Origin of the sequence: Amycolatopsis sp. NPDC049159, assembly GCF_040648295.1 — a bacterium.
In the GTDB taxonomy this organism is placed as follows: domain Bacteria; phylum Actinomycetota; class Actinomycetes; order Mycobacteriales; family Pseudonocardiaceae; genus Amycolatopsis; species Amycolatopsis pretoriensis_A.
In genome coordinates this window covers 302,098-325,227 of the sequence record NZ_JBEZDL010000002.1, presented here as the reverse complement: position 1 = coordinate 325,227, position 23,130 = coordinate 302,098, and the positions used below count along the sequence as shown (strand labels likewise).

The following is a 23,130-nucleotide window of genomic DNA, read 5'->3' as shown; positions in this document are numbered from 1 at the left end:
CGCCACCGACAGTTTCGGCCCGGGCGGCACGAACGGTCCTTTCGCGCCGACGGCGAAGATCAGCGCGGCAGGCCGAGAAGCCGTTCGGCCGTCAGCGAAAGCAGCACCTGGGTGGTCCCGCCCGCGATCGACAGGCACCGCGTCAGCAGGAACTCGCGCTGCGCCGCCCCGTCCGCGAGCAGCGCAGCGCTGCCGGCCAGCTCGACGGCGAACCCGGCGACGTCCTGCCGGTGCCGCACCCCGAGCAGCTTCCGCACGCTCGACTCGGCCCCGGGATCCTGCCCTCCGAGCCGCCGCAACGCCGCCCGCAGGTCCAGCACCGACCCCGCGATCCCGTCCGCCACCAGGGAACCGAGCCGGTCGAGCGCGACATCGTCGAGCAAAGAAGGATCCACTGTGGACACCAGCGTCTGCACGCTCTCGCCGACCGCGGACCCACTCCCGATGGCCACCCGCTCGTTCGCCAGCGTCGTGCGCGCGAGCCGCCAGCCGCCACCCGGCGTGCCGACCACGTCGGCGTCCGGCACGAACACGTCGTCCAGGAACACCTCGTTGAACACGGCGTCGCCGGTGATCTCCCGCAACGGCCGCGTGGTGATGCCCTCGGCGCGCATGTCGACCAGGAAGTACGTGATGCCCTTGTGCTTGGGCACGGCCGGGTCGGTGCGGGCCAGGCAAATCCCCCAGTCCGCTTCGTGCGCCAAGGACGTCCACACCTTCTGGCCGGACAGCCGCCAGCCGCCGTCGACGCGCCGGGCCGCCGTCCGCAACGCGGCCAGGTCGGAACCCGCGCCGGGCTCGCTGAACAGCTGGCACCACGTGAGTTCACCCCGGAGGGTGGGCCGGGCGAACCGCTCGCGCTGCTCGTCGCTGCCGTGTTCGAGGATCGTCGGCACCGCCCACGCACCGATCACCAGATCCGGGCGGCGCACCCCGGCTTCGGCGAGCGCGGCGTCGATCCGCAGCTGCTCCGCGGCGTCGGCGCCCCGGCCGTACGGCGGGGGCCAGTGCGGCGTCAGCAACCCGGCGTCGGCCAGCGCGGCCCGCCGCTCGCCGCCGGGCAGCCCCGCGATCCGCGTCACCTCTTCGCGCAGCGCGGGATCGTCGCCGACGTCGACGTTCAGGGTGCGTTCGGACCCCTCGAGCGCCAGCGACGCCGCCCGCCGCCGCCACATCCCGGTGCCGCCGAGCCACTGCCGCAGCGCGACCGCGCGGCGCAGGTACAGGTGCGCGTCGTGCTCCCAGGTGAACCCGATGCCGCCGAGGACCTGGACGCAGTCCTGGGCGTTGGCGACGGCCGCGTCGAGGGCGACGACGGCCGCGCTCGCGATCGACAGCGGGTGCTGCCCGGACGCCGCGTCCCAGGCCAGCGCTTCGGCCGCTTCGGCCCGGCAGAGCATCTCGGCGCACAGGTGCTTGATCGCCTGGAACGCGCCGATCGGCTTGCCGAACTGCTCGCGCACCTTGGCGTACTCGACGGCGACGGTCAGGCACCGCCGCGCCACGCCCGCCGCCTCGGCCGCGGCCAGCGTCGCCGCGAGGGGCGCGACCGGCGGCAGGGTGAGCACGTCGGCGCGGACACCGGAGAAGCGGACACGCGCCAGCGGACGCGAGAAGTCGAACGCGTCCAGGGGCTCGACCGTGACGCCCGGGGTGTCCGGCGCGAGGAGCACGTGCCCGCCGCCGGCCGGCACCAGCAGCCACGTCCCGGCGTCGACGCCGGGCACCGGGCCGGTGACGCCGTCGTCGAGCGAAGGCGCGTCCAGCAGCACGGCGAGGGTCGCCTCGCCCTCGGCCAGCGCGGGGAGGAGTTCCTTCGCGGCGGGGATCCCGGCGAGCAGGAGGCCGCCGAGCGCGGTGCCGAGCAGCGGCCCCGGCACGAGTTCCCCGGCCGCGGCGGCGAGGCCGGCGGCGAGATCGGCGATACTGCCGTCGGCACCGCCCGCTTCACCGGGCAGTGCGACGCCGAGCAGGCCGAGCTCGGCGAACCCACCAGGAATCCCGGTTTCCGCCGCGCGCACCGCCTCTCGCGGGTGGTGCGCCGCGGACCAGGCGTGGATCGCCTCGGCCAGCGCGGCCTGTTCGTCGGTGAGCGCGACCGGCATCGGGCCTCCTCGCGGGACGGGACACTACTCGCGAGTGTAGAACGTGTTACAGTTTTTCGGCCAGTGGGTCGATTGTTGAACGTTTCGCCAGGACAGGTACTCTACGTCATGAACTGGAACAAGTTCCGAAGGACGGGGGGACTCCGATGCCCGGCAAGACCAAGGCGCGCGGCAACGGCCTGAGCGCGATCGGCGCCGACGAACTCGGTTCGGCCGCCCAGCGCGACCGCCGGCGCCGGATCATCGACGCGACCCTCGCCCTGGCCTCGAAGGGCGGCTACGACGCCGTCCAGATGCGGGCCGTGGCCGAGAAGGCCGACGTCGCGCTCGGCACGCTGTACCGGTACTTCCCGTCGAAGATCCACCTGCTCGTTTCCGGGCTGGCGCGTGAATTCGAGCGCGCGCAGGAGAAGCTCGAGCGCCAGGCCATCCCCGGCGAGACGCCCGCCGAGCGGCTGATGTTCGTGCTCGGCCGCAACACCCGCCTGATGCAGCGCGACCCGCACCTGACCGAAGCCATGGTGCGGGCCTTCATGTTCGCCGACACGTCCGCGGCCGCCGAGGTCGAGCAGGTCGGGATGCTGATGGAGAACATGTTCGCCAAGGCGATGGGCATCGACGAGCCCACCGAGGCCGACCGGGACATCTTCCACGTCGTCGCCGACGTCTGGATGGCGAACCTGGTGGCCTGGGTGACCCGCCGTGCCTCCGCGGCCGACGTCGCCAACCGCCTCGAACTGTCGGTCCACCTGCTGCTGGACAAGTAGCCGCCGGTCAGCGGTGCGCGGCGGCCACCTCCGCCAGCTCGTCGAGGGCCTTGAGCGTCTCCGCTTCCGGCAGCGTGTCCAGCAGGAACGTGTACCGCTCGACACCGGCCTCGCGGAAGCCGTCGATCACCTTCGGGATCGTCGGGCCGCCGAAGACCGCGAACTGGACGTCTTCGCGCCCCTGCTCGGCCAGCCAGCGGCGGACGCGCTGGGCCTCCTGGTACTTCGTGTAGCCCCGGAGCAGCCAGCCGTCTCCGTACTTGGCGAGCCGGTTGAGCGCGGCTTCGCTCTCGCCGCCGATGTAGATCGGGACGTGCGGCTTCTGCACCGGCTTCGGCCAGCTGAAGATCGGGTCGAGGTCGATGTGCTCGCCGTGGAACTCGGCCTCGTCCTTCGTCCAGATCTCCTTGAGCGCGGCCAGCTGCTCGTCGATCAGCGCGCCGCGCGTCTTCGGGTCGGTGCCGTGGTTGCGCATCTCCTCGCGGTTCCAGCCGACGCCGACGCCGAACAGCGCGCGCCCGTCGGAGAGCAGGTCCAGGGACGCGACCTCCTTGGCCGTGTGGATGAGGTCGCGCTGGATCAGCAGGGCGATCCCGGTGCCGAGCAGCAGTTCCGACGTCGCGGTGGCCGCGGCGGTGAGCGCCAGGAACGGGTCGAGCGTGCGGTAGTACACGCGCGGCAGGTCTCCCCCGCCCGGGTAAGGGGTTTCCCGGCTCACCGGGATGTGCGAGTGCTCGGCCAGGAACAGCGAGTCGAAGCCGCGTTCCTCCAGTGCCGCACCCAGTACGTCCGGGCGGATGCCCTCGTCGGTCACGAACGTCGAGATCCCGAATTTCATGCTCCAGGAGTACCACCGTCTTGACAGCGGGTGCACGATGAAGTCATCTCATCATACGTTGAATAAGGGGGCGGTCATGGACGTACAGGGCCTCGACTTCGAGGAGCTCTACCAGGGCACCACGCCGATCGGCCGGAAGATGCCGTGGGACCTGGGCGCGCCGCAGCCCGCGGTGGTCGCGCTGGCCGACGCCGGCGAGTTCGGCGGCGACGTGCTCGACATCGGCTGCGGGCTCGGCGACAACTCCGCGTTCCTCGCCTCGCGCGGCCTGCGCGTGACCGGGCTGGACGGCGCCCCGTCGGCGATCGCCCAGGCCAGTGCGCGCGCCGCCGAGAAGGGCCTCGACATCGAGTTCGCCGTCGCCGACGCGACGAAGCTCGAAGGGTACGAAGGCCGGTTCGACACGGTCCTCGACAGCGCGCTCTACCACTGCCTGAGCGAGGAAGAGCGGCACAGCTACCTAGCGGCGTTGACCCGCGCGGCGCGGCCGGGCGCGCGGCTGCACCTGTTCGCCTTCTCGACGGAGCTCCCGGACGCGTTCCCGGCGCCGTACCTGATCAGCGAGGCCAACCTGCGGGAGACGGTCGGCGAGAACTGGACGATCGAGGTCCTCGAGCCGACGCTCTACACGACGTCGATGACGCCGGCGGAGCTGCGGCAGAGCGTCCGGGTGGTCCTGGACGCGGACCCGGCCGGGCTGCAGGCGATGAAGACCGACGCGGACGGGCGCGTGCTGGTCCCGGTCTGGCGGCTGAAGGCGGTACGTTCGGCCGGGTGATCGTCGAGTCGGCGCTCGTCCCCCGCACCGCCACCGAACCCTGCGCGGACCGGCTGATCGTCGGCGAGCACGTGGCCGGGGTCGCCGATGGGGCGACGAAGAAGCCGTGGGACACCGGCCCGGACGGCGCCGAGCTCGCCGAAGCCGTCGCGGGGCACTTGGCCGGGCTCGCGGCCGGGTGCACGGCTCGTGAGGCGGTCGACAGCGCGACGGCGCTCGTGCGGGGTTGGGCGGGCGGCGCGGGACTGGGGTCCGCGGTGACGTTCTGCGTGCTCTTCCGGCCCCGGCGCGAGATCTGGCGCGTCGGGGAAGCCCGGATCCTGCTCGACGGCGTCCCGGCGCCGCCACGGCCGTCGGGCGAGCGGGTGGTGGCCGAGGCCCGCGCCCTCGTGGTGCGGCGGTATCTGGCGGAGGGGGTCCCGGCGGCGGAGTTGCTGGCGGAGGACCCGGGGCGGGCGGCGGTGCAGGAGCTGTTGCGCGCGCTCGTCGGGCTGCGCAACCGGCCTCACGGCGGCGGGGCGGTGGACGGGCGGGACGTGCCCGACCTGTTCGTCGAGGTGATCCCGGTGCCGGCCGCGGTGCAGGAGGTCGTGCTCGCCACGGACGGGTACCCGGAGCCGGCGGCGACGCTGGCCGAGGCCGAGCGGCTGCTCGCCGAACGGCTGGCGCGGGACCCGTTGATGATCGAGGATCCCCCGGAGACGAAGGGGCTGCGGCCCGGAGCCGACTCGTTCGACGACCGGGCGTACCTGCGGCTCAGCTCAGCTTGAGCCACGCCGCCGCGCCCACCGGATCCCGGTCGAGCCACTGCCGGATCAGCCGGATGTTCACGTGCAGCGGGAAGGACAGCTGACCGCGGTAGCGGCGTTCGATCTCGTCGAGGGCCACGAGCAGTCCCGGAACGCCGTCGTACGGGTCGAAGTCGACGGTCCGGTGGTCGGAGGTGAAGAGCTTGTCCTTGCGGGCGATCCGGGTCGTCACGCGGCCCAGGGAGGCGATCCCGGCTTCACGAACGCGAGCAGATCGGAGCTTCGCGGCCGGGAGCGGCGCCGGAGCGGGCGCCTGCCCCGGCGGGCTTCGAGATCGCGCCAATCGGCTGAGCCGGTCGACGACGACGTGGTTGGAGCAGTTGCCCCACTCGAGTTCGGGCAACTCCCCGGAACTCACGGGTGGCGAGCCAACCGGACCTTGTCCTCGTCGAAGGCGAGCGCCGACACCCCAAGCGCACGGACTTCCTCGTGCTTGCCCGTCGGCCGCCACATTTCGGGCTTCGGGTCGAAGGCGATCCGCGCGTCCGCCGCGAGTTCCGCGTCCAGCTCCGGCTCGCGAACGGCTTCACAACCGTTCGCGGCGATCTTCGCCCAGCGGTCGTAAGGTCCCTCGTACGGCATCAGCACGGGCCTTGACCTCTTTGAAGTGGTCGAAGACTTCATGGCGATGTCCACCAGATCGTTGCCCGCCGGCGGCCGGCGGCTGAAGACGATCCACGCGCGCCAGAGACGGCCTGGCTCAGACGTTCCGCCGGTACTGGCCCCCGACCTCGAAGAACGCCTCCGTGATCTGGCCCAGTGAACACACCCGCGCCGCGTCCATCAGCACCCCGAACAGGTTCCCGCCCCGAGTCGCCGCTTCGCGCAACGCCTTCAGGGCCTGCTGGGCTTCCTCGTGGTGGCGGTGCTGGAAGTCCGCCAGGCGCTCGAGCTGGGACTTCTTCTCGTCCTCCGTCGCGCGGGCCAGTTCGACCTCGATGTCGTCCTCGCCCGCGTTCGGGTTGCGGAAAGTGTTGACGCCGATGATCGGCAGGGAGCCGTCGTGCTTCTTGCGCTCGTACAGGATGGACTCGTCCTGGATCCGGCCGCGCTGGTAGCCCGTCTCCATCGCGCCCAGGACGCCGCCGCGCTCGGAGATGCGGTCGAACTCCGCCAGGACCGCTTCCTCGACCAGGTCCGTCAGCTCGTCGATGACGAACGAGCCCTGCAGCGGGTTCTCGTTCTTCGACAGGCCCCATTCCTTGTTGATGATCATCTGGATGGCCATCGCGCGGCGCACCGACGACTCCGACGGCGTCGTGATCGCCTCGTCGAAAGCGTTGGTGTGCAACGAGTTCGCGTTGTCGTACAGCGCGCACAGCGCCTGCAGCGTGGTGCGGATGTCGTTGAAGCTCATCTCCTGCGCGTGCAGCGAGCGCCCGGACGTCTGCACGTGGTACTTCAGCTTCTGCGACCGCTCGTTCGCGCCGTAGCGGTCGCGCATCGCCACCGCCCAGATCCGGCGGGCCACCCGGCCGAGGACCGAGTACTCCGCGTCCATGCCGTTGGAGAAGAAGAACGACAGGTTCGGCGCGAAACAGTCCACGTCCATGCCGCGGGCCAGGTACGACTCGACGTAGGTGAAGCCGTTGGCCAGCGTGAAGGCCAGCTGCGAGATCGGGTTCGCACCGGCCTCGGCGATGTGGTAGCCGGAGATCGACACCGAGTAGAAGTTGCGCAGGTGGTGCTCGATGAACCACTCCTGGATGTCGGCCATCATCCGGAGGCTGAACTCGGTGGAGAAGATGCAGGTGTTCTGGCCCTGGTCTTCCTTGAGGATGTCGGCCTGCACGGTGCCGCGGACGTTCTGCAGCGTCCACGAACGCAGCTCGGCGGCCTCGGCGTCGGACGGCTCGCGGCCGTGCTCGACGCGGAACGCGTCGAGCTTCTGGTCGATCGCCGTGTTGAGGAAGAAGGCCAGGATCGTCGGCGCCGGGCCGTTGATCGTCATCGACACCGACGTGTTCGGCGCGGTCAGGTCGAAGCCGTCGTAAAGGGCCTTCATGTCCTCGACCGTCGCGATGGACACGCCCGACGTGCCGACCTTGCCGTAGATGTCAGGGCGCGTGTCGGGGTCGTGGCCGTACAGGGTCACGGAGTCGAACGCCGTCGAGAGCCGCTTCGCCTCGGAGTCGGCCGAGAGCAGCTTGAACCGGCGGTTGGTGCGGAACGCGTCGCCTTCGCCGGCGAACATCCGCGCCGGGTCCTCGCCCTCGCGCTTGAACGGGAAAACGCCCGCGGTGTACGGGAAGTATCCGGGCAGGTGCTCGCGGCGCAGGAACGACAGCAGCTCGCCGTCCTCGCCGTACCGCGGCAGGGCGACGCGCGGGATCCGGTTGCCCGACAGCGTGTCGCGCCACAGCTGCGTGCGCAGCTCCTTGTCGCGGATCTTCACGACCAGCTCGTCCTGGCGGTACTCCTCGGCCAGCTCGCGGAAGCGCGCCAGGAGCTTTGCCGACTCGCCGTCCACATCGGACTCGGCCGCGGCGAGCAGCCCGTCGAGCGCGTCGGTCGCGGCGTCCACCTTGGACAGTTCCTCGCGCGTCAACGCCAGCGCGTTGCGCTTGCGGACCGCGGCGACCTGCTGCTCGGTCTTCGCGTGGTAGCCGCGCACGGAGTCGGCGATCTCGGCCAGGTACCGCGCACGGTTGCCGGGGATGATCGTCGAGGCGTCCGTGGACACCTTGCCTTCCACGCGGGGCAGCGTGCCCGAAGAAACGGTCAGCCCGCGCTCGGCCAGCATGCCGCGCAGGTGCTGGTACAGCGCGGTGACGCCGTCGTCGTTGAACTTCGCCGCGCTCGTGCCGTACACCGGCATGTCTTCGGGGCCTTCCGAGAAGGCCTCGCGGTTGCGCACCAGCTGGCGCGCGACGTCGCGGCGGGCGTCCTCGGCGCCGCGGCGCTCGAACTTGTTGATCGCGACGACGTCGGCGAAGTCGAGCATGTCGATCTTCTCCAGCTGCGACGCGGCGCCGAACTCAGGCGTCATCACGTACAGCGACTCGTCCACGAAGTCGACGATCCCGGCGTCGCCCTGGCCGATGCCCGGCGTCTCGACGATCACCAGGTCGTAGCCGGCGGCCTTGCAGGCCAGGATCGACTCGCGCAGCCCGGCCGGGATCTCCCCCGACGTCGTGCGCGTGGCCAGCGAGCGGAAGAACACCGGCGCTGTGCCAGTGCCTCCAGGGCCGGCGGGCCCGTTGTCGAGGCAGTTCATCCGGATGCGGTCGCCGAGCAGCGCGCCGCCGCCCTTGCGCCGCGACGGGTCGACCGCGAGCACCGCGATCCGCAGCTTGTCCTCCTGGTCGAGGCGGAAGCGGCGGACCAGCTCGTCGGTGAGCGACGACTTGCCGGAGCCACCGGTGCCGGTGATGCCGAGCACCGGGACCGTCCGCCCGGACGCGGCTTCGGTGATGCCGTCGAGCAGCTCGCCGGGCAGCCGTCCGGCCGCCAGCTGGGTGATGACCCGCGAGAGCGCGGGGACGTCCCCGGAGAGCACCTTGTCCAGCGCCGGGCCCTCGGCCGCGAGGTCGGTGTCGCAGGCCTCGATCATCGAGTTGATCATGCCCGGCAGGCCCATCTCGTAGCCGTCTTCGGGCGAGAAGATGCGGGCGACGCCGCGCGAGTGCAGCAGGTCGATCTCCTCGCGCACGATCACCCCGCCCCCGCCGCCGAAGACCTTGATGTGGCCGGCGCCGCGCTCGCGCAGCAACTCGACCAGGTACGAGAAGTATTCGACGTGCCCGCCCTGGTAGGCGGAGATGGCGACGCCCTGGACGTCCTCGGCGATGGCGGCGGTGGCCACCTCGTCGACCGAGCGGTTGTGGCCGAGGTGCACGACCTCCGCGCCCTGCGACTGCAGGATCCGCCGCATGATGTTGATCGACGCGTCGTGGCCGTCGAAGAGGCTCGACGCCGTGACGAACCGGACGGGGTGCGCGGGGCGGTACAGCTCACTGCTCATCCCCTAAAAATACTTTGACTTCCTACTGTTGGAAACCCGAGGACCAGTGACACGGCTCTCAGCACCGCTCGCCGCAACCTTGACAGTGCGCTGCTGGGGTCTATGTTCAACGTAGTCGTTAATTAACAAGGTGCTGAAATGACCATGCCCACGGACCACCTGAGCCGCACGTTCGCGGCCCTCGCCGACCCGACCCGGCGCGCCATCCTCGCCCGGCTTTCGGCGGGCGAGGCGACGGTGAACGAGCTCGCCGAGCCGTTCCCGATGAGCCTGCCCGCCGTCTCGCGGCACCTCAAGGTGCTGGAGCAGGCCGGGCTCATCACCCGCGGCCGCACGCGCCAGTGGCGGCCCTGCCGGCTGGCGGCGAAGCCCCTGGAAGACGTCGCCGACTGGGTGGCGGCCTACCGCCCGTTCTGGGACGACGGGTTCGACCGCCTCGACGAGCACCTGCGCTCGCTGCGGAGCGGGGGCGAGCATGCCTGAGCTGACCATCACCCGCGTCTTCGACGCACCCCGCGAGCTCGTCTTCGCCGCCTGGACCGACCCCGACCAGCTGGCGAGCTGGCTCGGCCCGCACGGCTACACCGGCTGCGCCGTCACGCTCGCGACGCGGCCGGGCGGCGCCTGGCGGGCGTGCATCCGCTCCCCCGAAGGCGACGAGCACTGGATGCACGGCACCTACCGCGAGATCACCGCCCCCGAGCGGCTCGTATTCACCTTCACCTGGGACACCGAGGGCGACCTGCGTGCCGAGACCCTCGTGACGATCGACTTCGCCGATCTGGACGGCAAGACGGAGATGACCTTCGTCCAAGCCGGCTTCCCCGCCGCCGCCGACCGCGACGACCACCACGGCGGCTGGACCTCCAGCTTCGACGACCTGGCCGGCTTCATCCACCACCGAGGAGAGGAAGACCGATGACCGCCACCCAGCACGCCCTGCCCGAGATCGTCTCGCCGGAGGAGTGGCAGGCCGCGCGCGACGCACTGCTCGTCAAGGAGAAGGAGCACATGAAGGCGGCGGACCACCTCGCCGCCGAACGCCGCCGGCTGCCGATGGTCCCGTTCACGAAGCCGTACGTCTTCGAATCGACGGAGGGGAAGAAGAGCCTGCTGGACCTGTTCGACGGACGGCCCCAGCTGATCGTCTACCACTTCATGCTGCACCCGGGCGACGAAGCGGGCTGCCCCGGCTGCTCCCTGCTCGTCGACAACATGCCGCACCTGGCCCACCTGCACGACCGCGACGTCACGCTCCAGGTCGTCGCGCCGGCGACGCTCGCCGAGATCGAGAGCTACAAGGCCCGGATGGGCTGGGACGTGCCGTGGGTGTCCGCGCACGGCAGCGACTTCACCGAGGACTGCGGCGTCGGCATGGGCTTCGGGATCAGCGTGTTCCTGCGCACCGGCGACGACGTGTACCGGACGTACTTCACCAGCAACCGCGGCGGCGAGATGTTCCTCGCCTCGCACCGCTACCTCGACGTCACGCCGCTGGGGCGCCAGGAGGCGTGGGAAGAGGAGAGCCGGGGCGACGACGGTCCCGGTGCCTGGTGGCGCCGGCACGACGAATACTGACGCCTGCCCGCGGGCGGGCGACGCCGGCCGACGATCCACCGGGTGTGCGCGGCGCCGGGCCCGGGGTGTTCCCCGGGCCCGTGTGGCGTCAGCGGGCGTTGGCCGCCCGCAACGCGATCCACTGCCGCATGGCGTACTCGACCAGCGTGATGAGCGTCTGCTTGGTCGACTCGCGGTCCCGCGCGTCGCAGCGGACGATCGGGATGTTCGGGTCGATCGACAGCGCCTCGCGGACGTCGTTGATGTCGTGCTCCAGCACGCCGTCGAACGTGTTGACGCCGACGATGTACGGCAGTCCCCGGTCCTCGAAGAAGTCGATCGGGGCGAACGAGTCCGCGAGCCGGCGCGTGTCGGCGAGCACCACCGCGCCGATCGCACCGCGGACGAGGTCGTCCCACATGAACCAGAACCGCTGCTGGCCGGGGGTGCCGAACAGGTAGAGGATCAGGTCCGCGTCCAGGGAGACGCGCCCGAAGTCCATCGCCACCGTCGTCGTCGACTTGCCCGGCGTGTGGTCGAGGTTGTCGACGCCGACGCTGGCGTCGGTCATCATCGCCTCGGTGGTCAGCGGCACGATCTCCGACACCGACCCGACGAAGGTCGTCTTCCCCGCTCCGAACCCGCCAGCCACCACGATCTTGGCGGATGTCATGGTCGGGGGCGCGGTGTCCCGCGGTGCCTTATAGCCGACGGAGTCCACTCAAAACCCTTTCCATCAACACCAGATGTGCCTCGGCGCCGTCATTGCCCGTAATCGTCTTGTGCACCGTGACCAGCCCCGCGTCGGCCGCGTCGCTGATCAGCACCCGGGCCACACCCAGTGGCACCCGCAAGGCCGACACGATCTCGGCGACCGAACGGGGGGTCCGGCACTCTTCCATGATCGAGATGCACTCGATCTGCTCCGCGGCCACTTCGGGGAAGCCACCGGTGGCAGCGTAGTCCTTCGCGGAGATCAGTGTCTCCAGCTCCAGGGCGTAGTTTGCCCGAGTGCGGCCGCCGGTCAGCGCGTAGGGCCGGACGATGGCCGTCAGCTCCTCCGGCGCGGGCGGCTGCTCGAACACCGCGGGCATCACGAACTCGCCGCTGGGTGGCCCCGGATCGAACAAACCACCAGGTCGCGGGCTGTCCCCGTCGGTACTGCCGGGTGGAGAGACTAAAGAGGTCACGCGATCTCCTGGGTCGGCCGACGGCGCGGGCGCCGGCGGTTCCGCGGCCGCGTGCGCACCGGCGGCCGGGGGTGGCGGGGACTCCTTGCTCTTCTTGCGCTTCCGGCGGGCACGGCCGGAATCCAGGGTGAACCCGTTGAGGACGTCGGCGAACGTGCCGTCGTCCCCACGCCCGGCGGGCTGCTGGCCCTCGGGTGGTTCGCCGTTGAATCCGGACCCCGTGCTCATCGCGCCATCATCCCACCGGTTCGCCGATCAGCGACCCACCGGAGCCCTGAAGCTGGGCGCGCAGCTCCGGCGTGAGGATCTGGCCGACCCGGTCCACGAGCATCGTCATCTCGTAGGCGACCTGGCCGATGTCGCAGTTGGGGGCGGCGAGGATGGCGAGGCAGGACCCGTCGCTGATCGACATCAGCACCATGATCCCCAGTTCCATCTCGACGACGGTCTCGTTGACCGCGCCGGCCTCGAAGCAGCGGGCGGCGCCCTGGGTGAGGCTGACCAGACCCGAAGCGACCGCGGCGAGCTGGTCGGCCCGGTCGAGCGGGAGCCGGTTCGACGCGGTCAGCAGCAAGCCGTCCGCCGAGACGACCACGGCGTGGGCCACGCCGGGCACCCGCTCCGCGAAGTCGTTCACCAGCCAGCCGAACTGGTTCTGCGTCGGCTGGGCGCTACTCGGCGAGTTCATTCACCCTCCAGTGTCTCGTGGTTGGTCTCGGCCGCCTGTGCGGTGCGGTGGCGTCCACGCTCGATGCCCTGCTGGAAGCTCCGCAGGCGGCCGCGCACGTCGTGCGCGTCCCGTTGTGGTCGGGGAGCCGTGGCTCCGGTGGGCGGTCCGGCGCTGCCCGGAAGCAGCTGCTCCCCGCGACGGCGCCGGGGCAATCCTGCCGAAGTGAATGTGGCGGGTGCCGACTGGGACACCGCTTGCACCGCCCGCCACCCGTCATCGGTCCCGAAGTTCCACTCGGTGGTGACCTCGACGGCGGAGGTTTCCTCGCGGGGGACGGGGGTTTCGGGGGTCTCCGGGGTTTCCGCCCCGGCGCCGCGGCGCGAGGGCAGCGACGACGGCGGGGCGCTGGGGCGGCCGGTGGCGAGGACTTCCGGCTCGTCGGACGGCGGTTGCGCCGGGGGGTGGAGGTCGGTGGCCGGTGGGGGCGCGGTCTGGCCGCGCTGGGGCAGGCCGTTCGGAGCGCCGGGCGGGGTCGGCTGGGGCGCGCCGTTCGGCTGGGCGCCTGCCTGGCCGGGCTGCAGCAGGCCGTTCGGCTGAGCACCCGCCTGGCCCCGCTGAGGCAGCCCGTTCGGCTGGGCACCGGCTTGGCCCGGTCGGGGCAGGCCGTTCGGCCGCCCCGGCGGAAGCAGGCCGTTCGGCAGGGCACCCGCCTGGCCCGGCTGGGGCAGACCGTTCGGCTCAGCGCCTGCCTGACCCGGCTGGGGCAAGCCGTTCGGCAGGGCACCCGCCTGACCCCGCTGGGGCAGACCGTTCGGCAGGGCACCCGCCTGACCCGGCTGGGGCAAGCCGTTCGGCAGGGCACCCGCCTGACCCGGCTGGGGCAGACCGTTCGGCAGGGCACCCGCCTGACCCGGCTGGGGCAGACCGTTCGGCTCAGCGCCTGCCTGACCCGGCTGAAGCAGGCCGTTCGGCTGAGCGCCGGCCGGGCCGGGCCCGGGCTGGCCGCTCTGGTCCGCCGGCGACTCGCGGCGGGGTTGGGGCAGGCCGTTCGACTGGGAGCCGGCGGGCTGCTTGTCGGTGCCGGTGGTCGGGTGCGCGGCGGAAGCGCTCTGATGGGCCGCCGTCTCCGGCTGCGGGCCGGTCGGCTGGTCCGCGCTTGCCTGCGTGGCCGAAGCGCCCACCGCCGGCTCGTCGGTGCCCGGCTGGTGCGCAGGCGAAAGACCCGCTGCCTGCTGAGGTGCCGGATCGCCCGCGCCCGGCTGGGGTGCCGGAGTAGTCGTGCCCGGCTGGGCGGCCGTGGCCGGTGTCGCGCCCTCGGTGCCGGCTGCTGGGGGCTTCGACTGGCGGGCCTGCTGGCGGCCACGGGTCACGCCCTGCTGGAAGCTGCTCAGGCGGCCTCGGACGTCCGCCGGGTCGCGGACCGGGAGTTCCGGGCGGGACGGCGCCGGGGTGGGGGCGGCCGGGGGCGGGACCGCGCTGCCCGGCATCAGCTGCTCGCCTCGGCGGCGGCGCGGGAGGCCCGCCTCCGTGAACGCCGTCGGGGCGGCCTGGGACCGGGCCTGGACCGTGCGGAAGTTCTCGTCGCTCGCGAAGTCCCAGCTGCGTCGCTCCTGCGGTTCCGCTTCCGCCGCGGCCGGTTCCTCGGCCGAAGGAGCCGAGGCGGGGGCCGAAGGAGCAGGAGTGACCGGGGTCGCCGGAGCGGCGGCCGGCTTGTCCTCGCGGAACCACGCCGACAGCATCTCGTCGAAGATCGGGGTCGTCTCCGACCGGTCCGGGGCCGGCTCGGGGGCCGGGGCGGCCGGCGGGGTTGCCGTTGCCTGCCGCCACCAGTCGCTCAGCGTCGTCTCGTTGGCGGAGAACAGGTCCTTGCCCGCCGGCAGCTCGTCCGGCTTCGGCTGCTTCGGCGGCTGCGGGGGCACCGGCAGCACCGCGGGCAACGTCGGGCGGGGCGGCGACGGCGGGGTGTCGTCGTCCTTCGGGAGGGGGGCGAACAGCGCCGTCCCGGAGATCTCCAGGTCCGAGGGCGGGCGCGGGTCCGAGAGGCCCGCGAGGTCGCTCGCCGACGGCCAGCGCTCCTCCCCCATCGCCGGCTGCTGCGGGACGACCGGGCGCGGGCGGGAGTGGCCGTTGACCTGGCGGCGCGGCAGGCGGTTGCCCGCCGCGGGGCTGGCCGGGTGCTGCTGGAGGGCGCCGATCGGGCCGGTCGCCGGGCCGTCGGTCACCGGCATCACCAGGTCCGCCGGGACGACGACCGTGGCGCGGACGCCGACGATGTCCTTGCCGCCGTGCAACGAGACCCCGATGCGGTGCCTGCTGGCCAGGCGGCCGACGACGAACAAGCCCATCCGGCGCGAGGTGGCCAGGTCGACCGAGCCCGCCTCGGTCAGCCGGGTGTTCGCCTCGGCGACCTCGGTCTCGTTCATGCCGATGCCCTTGTCGAGGATGTCGATGTTGAGCGAGCCGTCCTCGCCCAGCCGCGACGCCACCGTCACCGACGTCTCCGGCGCGGAGAACGCCGTGGCGTTGTCCAGCAGCTCGGCGACCAGGCGCATCAGGTCGCTCGCCGCGTAGCCGACGATCCGCGCCGGGGGCGGCGGCTGGACCTGGACCCGCTGGTACTGCTCGATCTCCGACACCGCGGCGCGCAGCATGTCCGTCGTGCCGACCGGCTTCCCCGACCGGCGGCCCGGCTCGGCGCCCGAGAGCACCATCAGGTTCTCGTTGTTGCGCCGCATCCGGGTGGCGAGGTGGTCGAGCTGGAACAGCGTCGCCAGCTGGTCGGCGTCCTCCTCGTCCCGCTCGAGCTGCTCGATCAGCTGCAGCTGCCGCTGGACCAGGCTCTGGCTGCGCCGCGAAAGGTTGACGAAGACGCTGCCGTAGCCGGTGCGCATCGCGGCCTGCTCGGTCGCCAGCCGCAGCGCCTGGTGGTGCACCTTGTCGAACGCGCGCGCCACCTCGCCGACCTCGTCGTCGGTCTGCACCGGGACCGGCCGGACGTCGGTGCCCTGCGCGCGGCCCTCCTGGATGTTGCGGACGGCCTCCGGCAGCGCGTTCTCGGCGACGTCGAGGGCGCTGCGGCGCAGCACCTTCAGCGAGCGCAGCAGCTGGCGGGTGATGAGGAAGACGACCGCGACGGCGAGCACCATCGCGCCGAACAGCAGCACGGCGAGCAGGCCCGCACCGCTGCTGGACTCGTCGACCAGCTCGGCAGACGTCGCCGACGCCGCCCCGCCGAGCCGGTCGGCGACCTGCCCGATCTGCGTGCGCATCGCGCCGGACGCGGCGTTCCAGTCCTGGGGCGACAGCGTCCGGAAGGCGTCGTCGACCGCGCCGCTCGGCGCGTTCAGCACCGACTCGACCATCCGGGCGCGGCTCTGCGCCTGCGAGCCTTCGGCGATGGCCGCGAAGTCGCGCTGCAACGTGTCGCCCGCCGCGGAGCGGAAGTCGACGAGCCGGTCGCCGAGGCGCAGCTCGGCGGCGCGGAGGGTGGCGAGCTCGCTCGGCGAAAGCCCGGCGCGCGCGATGCCGAAGGACACCAGCGCCTGGCTGACCGACACCTGCTCGCCCGCGACGAGGAGTTCGTGCAGACCGGCGGGGGTGCCGCCGAGCGTGCCGTCGCCGGCGCCCGCGGTGGCCGCGGTGTCGAGGGCGACGAGCGGCTTCGCGAGGTCGGAGAACGCCGTGATGGCCTGGCCGGGGTCGAGCTGGCCGCCGTCGACCTGGCGGCGCAGGAAGTCGAGGTTGCCCAGCTGCGAGGTGGCGGCGCCGGCGGCACCCGCGACGCCCGGTTCGATGGCGGCCGCGCGGGACTGGGCGGCGGTGAACGGGCCGACCGCCGCGTCGGTGGCCTTGCGGGCCGCCGCGAGCTCGGGGGTGCCGCCGACGGTGCCGTCGGTCAGCATCGCCGCGGTGACCGTGCGCTCCTGCTGCAGGGCGCCGGTGAGCGCGCGGACCTGGCCGCCGAGCGCGACGAGCCGGTCGAGCCGCTGGTATTCGTCCGAGCGGCCGACCTGGGCCGCGATCGTCGTGATGCCGAGCACCAGCGCGATGACGATGGGCACGACGGTGACGGCCGAGAGCTTGACGGGAAGGCTCCAGTCGCGCCAGTGCACGAGCGCGTGCCACAGGGCCTTCCCCTTCGACCGCCGGGGCGCTCGGCCGAGCAGCTCCCCCACGGGCACCTGACCTTCTCCTGCAACGGTCACGTGAGTGACTCCCTGTCCGGCGTCATGGATCCGCGTCGGCGGCGCGGCGTGCCGGCTCGCGGCGGGCGCCCGGACGGCCGCGCCGTCCGCACCCTGCCACTTCGCCGTCGCCCTCGCTCGCCCCCGGCAGCCCCGCCGTCCGCGCGCCCGTTTCCGGGCAGGCACCGCCCCGACGTCCCGTGCAAGGGACTGTGCACGTGCACGTCGCAAGTTGCGTTCTGCACGGTTGTCGAGATCAACTTTATCGGTGCCAATCGATCGCTGCGGTCAGCTGGGCCAAAGAATCGTACCCCCGCGGTCGGGCCGGTCAATTTTGTCGTCCGCTCGGGCGCTGACCTGCGAAAAGCGGAGCACCGGCCGAGAACCCCGCCGATCCCGCTCCCAAAGGGGGAATTCCGGTTACCGGACAAGCCTCACCCAGGCATCCGGTCGTCACCCGATTAGCCCAGACAGGGGAGCAGCATACCTCGGACGATCTACACTCTGTACCCCCAACGGGTGGGTCAAGTCTCAAGATGTGCCCGATCTTGTGGCGTTGCGGCCTGCCGTGACCCGACCTGGTGATTTCTGACGAGAACCCGCGCCTACCAGTGGATCTTCGTCGCCACGCCCGCCGCGGGAGGACCCTCTTCGGCGCCATCGGACCTTACTTCGCCTACCCGGAGTGATCGAAGGTCACCCGAGCCCCGCCCGGTTACCTCATTCGCCGCAGCGTAGGCCGAACGCGACAACGTCGCGTCACAATTCTTCTCATCATTACGAGTGATCTGCCCGTGATCTCGCCACCGAAAGCGCATTCGACGGATTCGACGGGAAACCGAATACCCGGTGCTGCCGGACCCGGAACCGCCCGGCCGCCTTCGGACTCCGCCGGACGGCGTAGTTACGATGTTCGCCTCGCAGACCGCAAGGGCGGCCGGCGCCCCGCCGCGGGGCACCGCGTCCCGCCGCCACGCCAGGCTCTCTGCCGGAGGCACCCATGTACGACGTCGCGCGACCAGCGACGGGCAACGCCCTCGAGGAGACCGGCCGGATGCCGGCCCTCTTCAGCGGGGAGCGCCCGCCGGGCGCCCCGCAGCGGCGGCCCGCCGCTCCCACCGGCCCCGACTACACCGGGATCCAGGCCAGCCGCGAGTTCGTCGCGCTGCGCCGCCGGTTCCGCGGGTTCGTCTTCCCGATGAGCCTCGCCTTCTTCGCCTGGTACATGACGTACGTGCTGCTGGCCGCCTACGCGCACGACTTCATGAGCCGCAAGGTGTTCGGCCAGGTCAACGTCGGCATCGTGCTCGGCATCGGCCAGTTCGCCAGCACCGCGCTGGTCACCTGGCTCTACCTCCGCTACGCGCGCCGCCACGTCGACCCCCGCGTGGCCGAGCTGCGCGCCCGCGCGGGCGTGCCGGAAGGGCCGCGCCGGTGACCGCCCTCGCCGCGGGCGGAGTGCCCGCCAGCAACCCGATCGTCAACACGGCCGTGTTCGCCCTGTTCGTCGCCATCACGCTGTACGTCGTCTACCGCGCCAGCAGCCGGAACTCCTCCACGGCGGACTACTACGCCGCGGGCAGCGCGTTCACCGGCCGCCAGAACGGCATCGCCCTCTCCGGCGACTTCCTGTCGGCGGCGTCCTTCCTCGGGATCGCCGGCGCCATCGCGATCCACGGCTACGACGGCTTCCTCTATTCGATCGGCTTCCTCGTTGCCTGGCTGGTCGACCTGCTGCTGATCGCCGAGCTGCTGCGCAACACCGGCCGCTTCACGATGGGCGACGTGCTCAGCTTCCGGATGAAGCAGCGCCCGGTCCGCGCGGCGGCCGCGACGTCGACGCTGGTCATCTCCTTCTTCTACATGCTGGCGCAGATGGCGGGCGCCGGCGGCCTGGTGGCGCTGCTGCTGAACGTGCACTCCAAGCTCGGCCAGGCGCTGGTGATCGGCGTCGTCGGGCTGGTCATGGTGCTCTACGTGCTGGTCGGCGGCATGAAGGGCACCACGTGGGTGCAGATCATCAAGGCGACCATCCTGCTGCTGTGCGGCGCGCTGCTCACGGTGTTCCTGTTCGGCAAGTTCGGCTTCTCGTTCTCGAACCTGCTCTCCTCGGCGGCCGAGAACAGCCCGCTCGGCGACAAGCTCCTCGAGCCGGGCGGCTCGTACGGCAAGAACGGCACCACCAAGCTGGACTTCGTCTCGCTCGCGCTGGCGCTGGTCCTCGGCGCGGCGGCGCTGCCGCACGTGCTGATGCGCTTCTACACGGTGCCGAACTCCCGTGAGGCGCGGCGAAGCGTCGTCTGGGCGACGGCGTGCATGTTCCTCTTCTACCTGTGCACGCTGGTGATCGGCTTCGGCGCGGCCGCGCTGGTCGGCGCGGACGAGATCAAGGCCGCGCCCGGCGGCGAGAACTCGGCGGCGCCGCTGCTGGCCCTGCACGTCGGCGGGACGCTGCTGCTGGGCATCATCGCCGCGGTCGCGTTCGCGACGATCCTCGCGGTCGTGGCCGGGCTGACGATCACCGCGTCGGCCTCGTTCGCCCACGACGTCTACGCGAACATCTTCAAGCGGGGCAAGGCGGAGCCGGCCGACGAGGTCCGGGTGGCGCGGCTGACCGCGATCGTCGTCGGGGTGTTCGCGATCGTCGGCGGCGTCCTGGCGAACGGGCAGAACATCGCGTTCCTGGTGGCGCTGGCGTTCGCGGTGGCGGCGTCGGCGAACCTCTCGACGCTGCTCTTCTCCTTGTTCTGGAAGCGGTTCAACACGACCGGCACGCTCTGGGGCATCTACGGCGGCCTGATCGCGTGCCTGCTGCTGGTGCTCTTCTCGCCGGTCGTCTCGGGCTCGCCGGACTCGATCTTCAAGGGCATCGACTTCGCCTGGTTCCCGCTGAAGAACCCGGGCCTGGTCTCGATCCCGTTCTCGTTCCTGTGCGGGTTCGTCGGCACGCTGGTCGGCAAGCCGAAGGCGGACGCCGAGAAGCAGGCCGAGATGGAAGTCCGTTCCCTCACCGGCATCGGCAGCTGAGCCCCGCCTGGACGGCCTGCGTCAGACGCGCAGGCCGTCCAGGATCACGGCCAGCACCCGCCTGCCGTCCTCCGGGCTGCAGTTGCGCACCGCCATCCCCGCGCCGTGCCCCAGCCGCAGCACGTCGACACCCTCGATGTCCGCGCGGATCAGCCCCGCGTCCTGAGCGGCGTCCACCAGCACCCCGGTCGCTTCCCGCAGCCGCTTCTGGCAGTACTGGAACGTCTCGGAGCCCGAGTCGATCGACTCCTTGAGGAACGTGGCCAGCTTGTGCCGCTCGACGACCCAGGTGACCTGGTCGGTCAGCCACGCTTCCAGCGCCTCCCACGGCGGCAGCTCGTCGTGCAGCGCGAACGCGCGGTCGGCGAGCACTTCGATCTCGTCGCGGTAGACCGCTTCGAACAGCTTCTCGCGGGTCGGGAAGTGCCGGTAGAGCGTCCCGGCCCCGACTCCCGCCTTCTTGGCGACGTCGTCCAGCGGCACGTCAGGACCCTGCGCGGTGAAGAGCTCCTTCGCCGTCGCGACGATGCGCTCGTAGTTGCGCCGTGCGTCCGCCCGCATCGGACGGACCGCGTCACCACCCGGCATCCCGGCCTCCTCACCACGTAACCGGAGAGATTCTCCGAATTCACTTGCGCATCCGGAGACGCTCTCCATATTATCGCGTCGTGTCCAAGTGGAGAAACTCTCCGCTTACCTTCCTGCTCCTTTGGGGGAGTATCCCTTGTCGCAGCAAACGCTCCACCGCGCGCCCGTCCCGGCGCCGGCCCACCGCAGCGGGCTGGTCCTCGCGATCATCCTGACCTGCCAGCTCATGCTCATCCTCGACGCGACCGTGATGAACGTCGCACTCCCGCGCATCCAGGCCGACCTGGGGTTCTCCCCCACCGGCCTGTCCTGGGTGATGACCGCCTACAGCCTCGTCTTCGGCGGCCTGCTGCTGCTCGGCGGCCGGGCGGGCGACCTGTTCGGGCGGCGCCGGATGTTCGTCGCGGGCACCGCGCTGTTCACCCTCGCCTCGCTGGCCGGCGGCCTCGCCGACTCGGCCGCGCTGCTCATCGCCGCCCGCGTCCTGCAGGGCGTCGGCGCCGCCATGGCCGGGCCGAGCACCCTGGCCCTGGTCACCACGACGTTCACCGAGGCCAAGGCCCGCGTCCGGGCGCTCGCGCTGTTCTCCGCGATGTCCAGCGGCGGCTTCGCGATCGGCCTGATCGTCGGCGGCCTGCTCACCGAATGGATCTCGTGGCGCGCCGCGCTGTTCATCAACGTCCCGTTCGGGCTGGCGATCGTGCTCCTCGCCCCGAGGTTCGTCCCCGAGCCGCCCCGCCGGCGGGCCCACCTGGACCTGCCCGGCGCGATCACTGGCACCTTCGGCGTCGGAGCGCTCGTGTTCGCCTTCACCCACGCCGCGTCCGACGGCTGGGGCAGCCCGGTGACGCTCGGCTCGCTCGCCGGCGGCCTGGCGCTGCTGACGGCGTTCGTCGTGATCGAAGCCCGGACCGCGTTGCCGCTGGTCCCGCTGCGCCTGTTCGCCGACCGCAACCGCAGCGCGGCCTACGTCAACTTCTTCCTCGGCCCGATGGCGATGATGTCGATGTTCTTCTTCCTGACGCAGTTCATGCAGGACATCCGGCACTACGCCGCGCTGGCCACCGGGTTCGCGTTCCTGCCGATGGCGGCGCTGATCTTCACCATGAGCCGGCTCGTGCCGCGGCTGCTCCCCCGCTACGGGCCGAAGCCGCTCGCGATCAGCGGTTCGCTGATGATGGTCGCGGGCGTCGGCTGGCTCGCCACGCTCACCACGAGCAGCGCGTACTTCCCCGCGTTGCTGGGTCCGCTGCTGCTCATGGGGCTCGGCGCCGGGCTGGCGTTCGCGCCGCTCAACGTGATCGTGATGGCCACGGTGCCCAGCGAGGACGCGGGCGCGGCGGGCGGCGTGCTGCAGACGATGCAGCAGGTCGGCAGCACGCTCGGCCTGGCCGTGCTGATCACCGTGTTCGGCTCGGTGACCCGCTCGGCGGGCTCGGCGGGCGCCCAGCTGACGGTCGACGGGATGACCGCCGCGTTCGGGACCGCCGCGGTGTTCGCGGCCTGCACGTTCCTGGTGGCGCTGACGTTCCGCCGCCAGGCCGCGGCTACAGCTTCTGCCCGGCCTTGACCTTGTGCGTCACCCGGCGCTCGACGAGGAACGAGACGAACGGGACGCAGCCGGCCAGCAGCACCAGCACGGTGCCCTTGATCGACCAGCGGGCCTTGATCGCCAGGTCGATGGTCAGCACCAGGTAGATCATGTAGAGGACGCCGTGGATGGGCGAGTACACCGCGGACGGCGTCGGGTTGTCGAAGCCGTAGCGCAGCACCATCACGAAGCAGAGGCCGAGCAGCCCGACGCCGGTGACGTAGGCGGCGGTCCGGAACCGGACCAGGGGGCCGGCGAGCGGCACCGCTGTCCGGGCGCCTTCGGTGCTGGTGGTCATCGGGTCGTCCTCACTCTGCGGCCTGCTGGTCGCGGGCGTTCAGCTCGCGCAGGTAACGGTTGTACGCGGCCAGCTCCTCGTCCTCGTCCGAGACGTGGGTGTCCGGACAGGGGCGGGGGGCGGGCACTTCGGCGACGGGCGCCGGCTTCTCGTCCGCGGTGCCGTCGGCTTCGGCCTTCAGGCGCAGCTGGCGGATCCGCCAGAACATGAAGGCCGGGAAGAGCCCGAACAGCGGCCACTGCAGGACGTAGCCGAGGTTCTGGAAGGTGCCGTTCGCCGAGGTGAAGCGGTCCCACTGCCACCAGGCGAGCCCACAGCAGACGAGCAGGCTCACCAGGCACGTCGCGGCGATCGCGATCCGGCGCCCCCAGGGGGACGCGGCCGACGGGCGGGGATCTGGCACGGGTCCGACGCTAGCACTGGACGGCTGAGAGAAGCCCGGCCCCCGCCCTGTCCCTGGGGGGCGTCCCCTGGTCCAGTCTATCGGCGGCCACCGACGATCCCGGCCTCAGCGGCCCGGCGGGGGCGAGTTGTCCACATGGGGCCTTGCTTGTGGATGGACTGGGCGCCCATCGCGCAGCGGGCCGGCAGCCGCGGTGGTCAGCCCTGCTTGCGAACCGACTGGAACCCATCACCCACCGAGCCAGCAGCCACGATGGCCAGCCCCACTTGCGAACCGACTGGAACCCATCACCCACCGAGCCAGCAGCCACGATGGCCAGCCCCACTTGCGAACCGACTGGAACCCATCACCCACCGAGCCA

21 protein-coding genes are annotated in these 23,130 nt (G+C 71.6%); 9 read left to right on the top strand and 12 right to left on the bottom strand.

Translation table 11 applies throughout. The annotated features are described in order from the left end of the window. Positions 1-59: 59 nt before the first annotated feature. Positions 60-2,105 (bottom strand): acyl-CoA dehydrogenase family protein, encoded by a 2,046-nt coding sequence (locus AB0B33_RS04760; protein WP_360766864.1) that lies wholly within the window; start codon positions 2,103-2,105, stop codon positions 60-62. A 146-nt stretch (positions 2,106-2,251) separates the two neighbouring features. On the opposite strand from AB0B33_RS04760, the gene kstR reads away from it, so the two are divergent. Then, entirely contained in the window at positions 2,252-2,872 is a 621-nt protein-coding gene (gene kstR / locus AB0B33_RS04755) for a cholesterol catabolism transcriptional regulator KstR (RefSeq protein WP_247012022.1), read from the top strand. Positions 2,873-2,879: 7 nt separating this feature from the next. Here the strand turns inward: kstR and AB0B33_RS04750 are convergent, their stop codons facing one another. Next, a complete protein-coding gene (locus AB0B33_RS04750; RefSeq protein ID WP_247012024.1) occupies positions 2,880-3,710 on the bottom strand; it encodes an LLM class F420-dependent oxidoreductase in 831 nt (276 codons plus the stop codon). 76 nt (positions 3,711-3,786) lie between these two features. On the opposite strand from AB0B33_RS04750, the gene AB0B33_RS04745 reads away from it, so the two are divergent. Then, complete coding sequence (locus AB0B33_RS04745) at positions 3,787-4,488, top strand: class I SAM-dependent methyltransferase (RefSeq protein ID WP_360766861.1); 702 nt, start codon at positions 3,787-3,789, stop codon at positions 4,486-4,488. Continuing rightward, complete coding sequence (locus AB0B33_RS04740; protein ID WP_360766858.1) at positions 4,485-5,258, top strand: hypothetical protein; 774 nt, start codon at positions 4,485-4,487, stop codon at positions 5,256-5,258. Before AB0B33_RS04745 ends, AB0B33_RS04740 begins: the two co-directional genes overlap by 4 nt. On the opposite strand, the gene AB0B33_RS04735 is transcribed toward AB0B33_RS04740, so the two are convergent. The 3 genes from AB0B33_RS04735 to icmF all read right to left on the bottom strand — a co-directional run bounded on the left by AB0B33_RS04735 (position 5,245) and on the right by icmF (position 9,261). Then, positions 5,245-5,655, bottom strand: coding sequence for a hypothetical protein (locus tag AB0B33_RS04735; protein ID WP_360766855.1), 411 nt, complete (start codon positions 5,653-5,655; stop codon positions 5,245-5,247). The genes AB0B33_RS04740 and AB0B33_RS04735 overlap by 14 nt on opposite strands. After that, on the bottom strand, positions 5,652-5,933 hold the full coding sequence (locus AB0B33_RS04730) for a hypothetical protein (protein WP_360766852.1): 282 nt from the start codon (positions 5,931-5,933) through the stop codon (positions 5,652-5,654). The genes AB0B33_RS04735 and AB0B33_RS04730 overlap by 4 nt, the downstream gene beginning before the upstream one ends. A gap of 64 nt (positions 5,934-5,997) precedes the next feature. Next, on the bottom strand, positions 5,998-9,261 hold the full coding sequence (icmF, locus tag AB0B33_RS04725; protein ID WP_360766850.1) for a fused isobutyryl-CoA mutase/GTPase IcmF: 3,264 nt from the start codon (positions 9,259-9,261) through the stop codon (positions 5,998-6,000). A gap of 144 nt (positions 9,262-9,405) precedes the next feature. Between icmF and AB0B33_RS04720 the strand changes: the two genes are divergently transcribed. The 3 genes from AB0B33_RS04720 to AB0B33_RS04710 are packed head-to-tail and all read left to right on the top strand — an operon-like array spanning position 9,406 to position 10,839. Then, positions 9,406-9,744: a metalloregulator ArsR/SmtB family transcription factor gene (locus AB0B33_RS04720; RefSeq protein WP_360767444.1), complete on the top strand. Its 339-nt coding sequence runs from the start codon at positions 9,406-9,408 to the stop codon at positions 9,742-9,744. After that, positions 9,737-10,183, top strand: a complete 447-nt coding sequence (locus AB0B33_RS04715) for an SRPBCC domain-containing protein (protein WP_247012036.1) — start codon at positions 9,737-9,739, stop codon at positions 10,181-10,183. The genes AB0B33_RS04720 and AB0B33_RS04715 overlap by 8 nt, the downstream gene beginning before the upstream one ends. Continuing rightward, the gene (locus AB0B33_RS04710; protein WP_360766846.1) at positions 10,180-10,839 is read left to right on the top strand and encodes a DUF899 domain-containing protein; all 660 of its coding nucleotides are present in this window, start codon (positions 10,180-10,182) and stop codon (positions 10,837-10,839) included. Before AB0B33_RS04715 ends, AB0B33_RS04710 begins: the two co-directional genes overlap by 4 nt. Positions 10,840-10,927: 88 nt before the next feature. Here the strand turns inward: AB0B33_RS04710 and AB0B33_RS04705 are convergent, their stop codons facing one another. From AB0B33_RS04705 to AB0B33_RS04690, 4 genes are read right to left on the bottom strand one after another with little or no spacing between them, the layout of a single operon-like run. Further along, positions 10,928-11,491, bottom strand: coding sequence for an ATP/GTP-binding protein (locus AB0B33_RS04705; protein ID WP_086861521.1), 564 nt, complete (start codon positions 11,489-11,491; stop codon positions 10,928-10,930). A gap of 28 nt (positions 11,492-11,519) precedes the next feature. After that, a complete protein-coding gene (locus AB0B33_RS04700; protein WP_360766842.1) occupies positions 11,520-12,236 on the bottom strand; it encodes a DUF742 domain-containing protein in 717 nt (238 codons plus the stop codon). A 7-nt stretch (positions 12,237-12,243) separates the two neighbouring features. Continuing rightward, positions 12,244-12,696, bottom strand: coding sequence for a roadblock/LC7 domain-containing protein (locus tag AB0B33_RS04695; RefSeq protein ID WP_247012042.1), 453 nt, complete (start codon positions 12,694-12,696; stop codon positions 12,244-12,246). Continuing rightward, on the bottom strand, positions 12,693-16,859 hold the full coding sequence (locus AB0B33_RS04690; RefSeq protein WP_360767441.1) for a nitrate- and nitrite sensing domain-containing protein: 4,167 nt from the start codon (positions 16,857-16,859) through the stop codon (positions 12,693-12,695). Before AB0B33_RS04690 ends, AB0B33_RS04695 begins: the two co-directional genes overlap by 4 nt. 1,003 nt (positions 16,860-17,862) lie before the next feature. Between AB0B33_RS04690 and AB0B33_RS04685 the strand changes: the two genes are divergently transcribed. Continuing rightward, entirely contained in the window at positions 17,863-18,300 is a 438-nt protein-coding gene (locus AB0B33_RS04685; protein WP_360766839.1) for a DUF485 domain-containing protein, read from the top strand. Further along, a complete protein-coding gene (locus AB0B33_RS04680; RefSeq protein ID WP_360766836.1) occupies positions 18,297-19,889 on the top strand; it encodes a cation acetate symporter in 1,593 nt (530 codons plus the stop codon). The genes AB0B33_RS04685 and AB0B33_RS04680 overlap by 4 nt, the downstream gene beginning before the upstream one ends. Before the next feature lie 21 nt (positions 19,890-19,910). Here the strand turns inward: AB0B33_RS04680 and AB0B33_RS04675 are convergent, their stop codons facing one another. Further along, on the bottom strand, positions 19,911-20,477 hold the full coding sequence (locus AB0B33_RS04675; RefSeq protein WP_360766833.1) for a TetR/AcrR family transcriptional regulator: 567 nt from the start codon (positions 20,475-20,477) through the stop codon (positions 19,911-19,913). A 136-nt stretch (positions 20,478-20,613) separates the two neighbouring features. Here AB0B33_RS04675 and AB0B33_RS04670 point away from each other — a divergent pair, with 136 nt between their 5' ends. Then, positions 20,614-22,047 carry an MFS transporter gene (locus AB0B33_RS04670; protein ID WP_360766830.1) on the top strand — a complete coding sequence of 478 codons (1,434 nt, stop codon included), beginning with the start codon at positions 20,614-20,616 and terminating at the stop codon, positions 22,045-22,047. On the opposite strand, the gene AB0B33_RS04665 is transcribed toward AB0B33_RS04670, so the two are convergent. Next, complete coding sequence (locus AB0B33_RS04665; protein WP_086857625.1) at positions 22,025-22,366, bottom strand: DUF3817 domain-containing protein; 342 nt, start codon at positions 22,364-22,366, stop codon at positions 22,025-22,027. The genes AB0B33_RS04670 and AB0B33_RS04665 overlap by 23 nt on opposite strands. 10 nt (positions 22,367-22,376) lie before the next feature. After that, complete coding sequence (locus tag AB0B33_RS04660) at positions 22,377-22,769, bottom strand: hypothetical protein (protein WP_360766827.1); 393 nt, start codon at positions 22,767-22,769, stop codon at positions 22,377-22,379. Between the last annotated feature and the right edge of the window lie 361 nt (positions 22,770-23,130).

Coding starts and splice junctions, on each gene's coding strand:
- AB0B33_RS04760 (WP_360766864.1), bottom strand. CDS start 2,105: ATGCCGGTCGCGCTCACCGACGAACAGGCCGCGCTGGCCGAGGCGATC.
- kstR (WP_247012022.1), top strand. CDS start 2,252: ATGCCCGGCAAGACCAAGGCGCGCGGCAACGGCCTGAGCGCGATCGGC.
- AB0B33_RS04750 (WP_247012024.1), bottom strand. CDS start 3,710: ATGAAATTCGGGATCTCGACGTTCGTGACCGACGAGGGCATCCGCCCG.
- AB0B33_RS04745 (WP_360766861.1), top strand. CDS start 3,787: ATGGACGTACAGGGCCTCGACTTCGAGGAGCTCTACCAGGGCACCACG.
- icmF (WP_360766850.1), bottom strand. CDS start 9,261: ATGAGCAGTGAGCTGTACCGCCCCGCGCACCCCGTCCGGTTCGTCACG.
- AB0B33_RS04720 (WP_360767444.1), top strand. CDS start 9,406: ATGCCCACGGACCACCTGAGCCGCACGTTCGCGGCCCTCGCCGACCCG.
- AB0B33_RS04715 (WP_247012036.1), top strand. CDS start 9,737: ATGCCTGAGCTGACCATCACCCGCGTCTTCGACGCACCCCGCGAGCTC.
- AB0B33_RS04710 (WP_360766846.1), top strand. CDS start 10,180: ATGACCGCCACCCAGCACGCCCTGCCCGAGATCGTCTCGCCGGAGGAG.
- AB0B33_RS04705 (WP_086861521.1), bottom strand. CDS start 11,491: ATGACATCCGCCAAGATCGTGGTGGCTGGCGGGTTCGGAGCGGGGAAG.
- AB0B33_RS04700 (WP_360766842.1), bottom strand. CDS start 12,236: ATGAGCACGGGGTCCGGATTCAACGGCGAACCACCCGAGGGCCAGCAG.
- AB0B33_RS04695 (WP_247012042.1), bottom strand. CDS start 12,696: ATGAACTCGCCGAGTAGCGCCCAGCCGACGCAGAACCAGTTCGGCTGG.
- AB0B33_RS04685 (WP_360766839.1), top strand. CDS start 17,863: ATGTACGACGTCGCGCGACCAGCGACGGGCAACGCCCTCGAGGAGACC.
- AB0B33_RS04675 (WP_360766833.1), bottom strand. CDS start 20,477: ATGCCGGGTGGTGACGCGGTCCGTCCGATGCGGGCGGACGCACGGCGC.
- AB0B33_RS04665 (WP_086857625.1), bottom strand. CDS start 22,366: ATGACCACCAGCACCGAAGGCGCCCGGACAGCGGTGCCGCTCGCCGGC.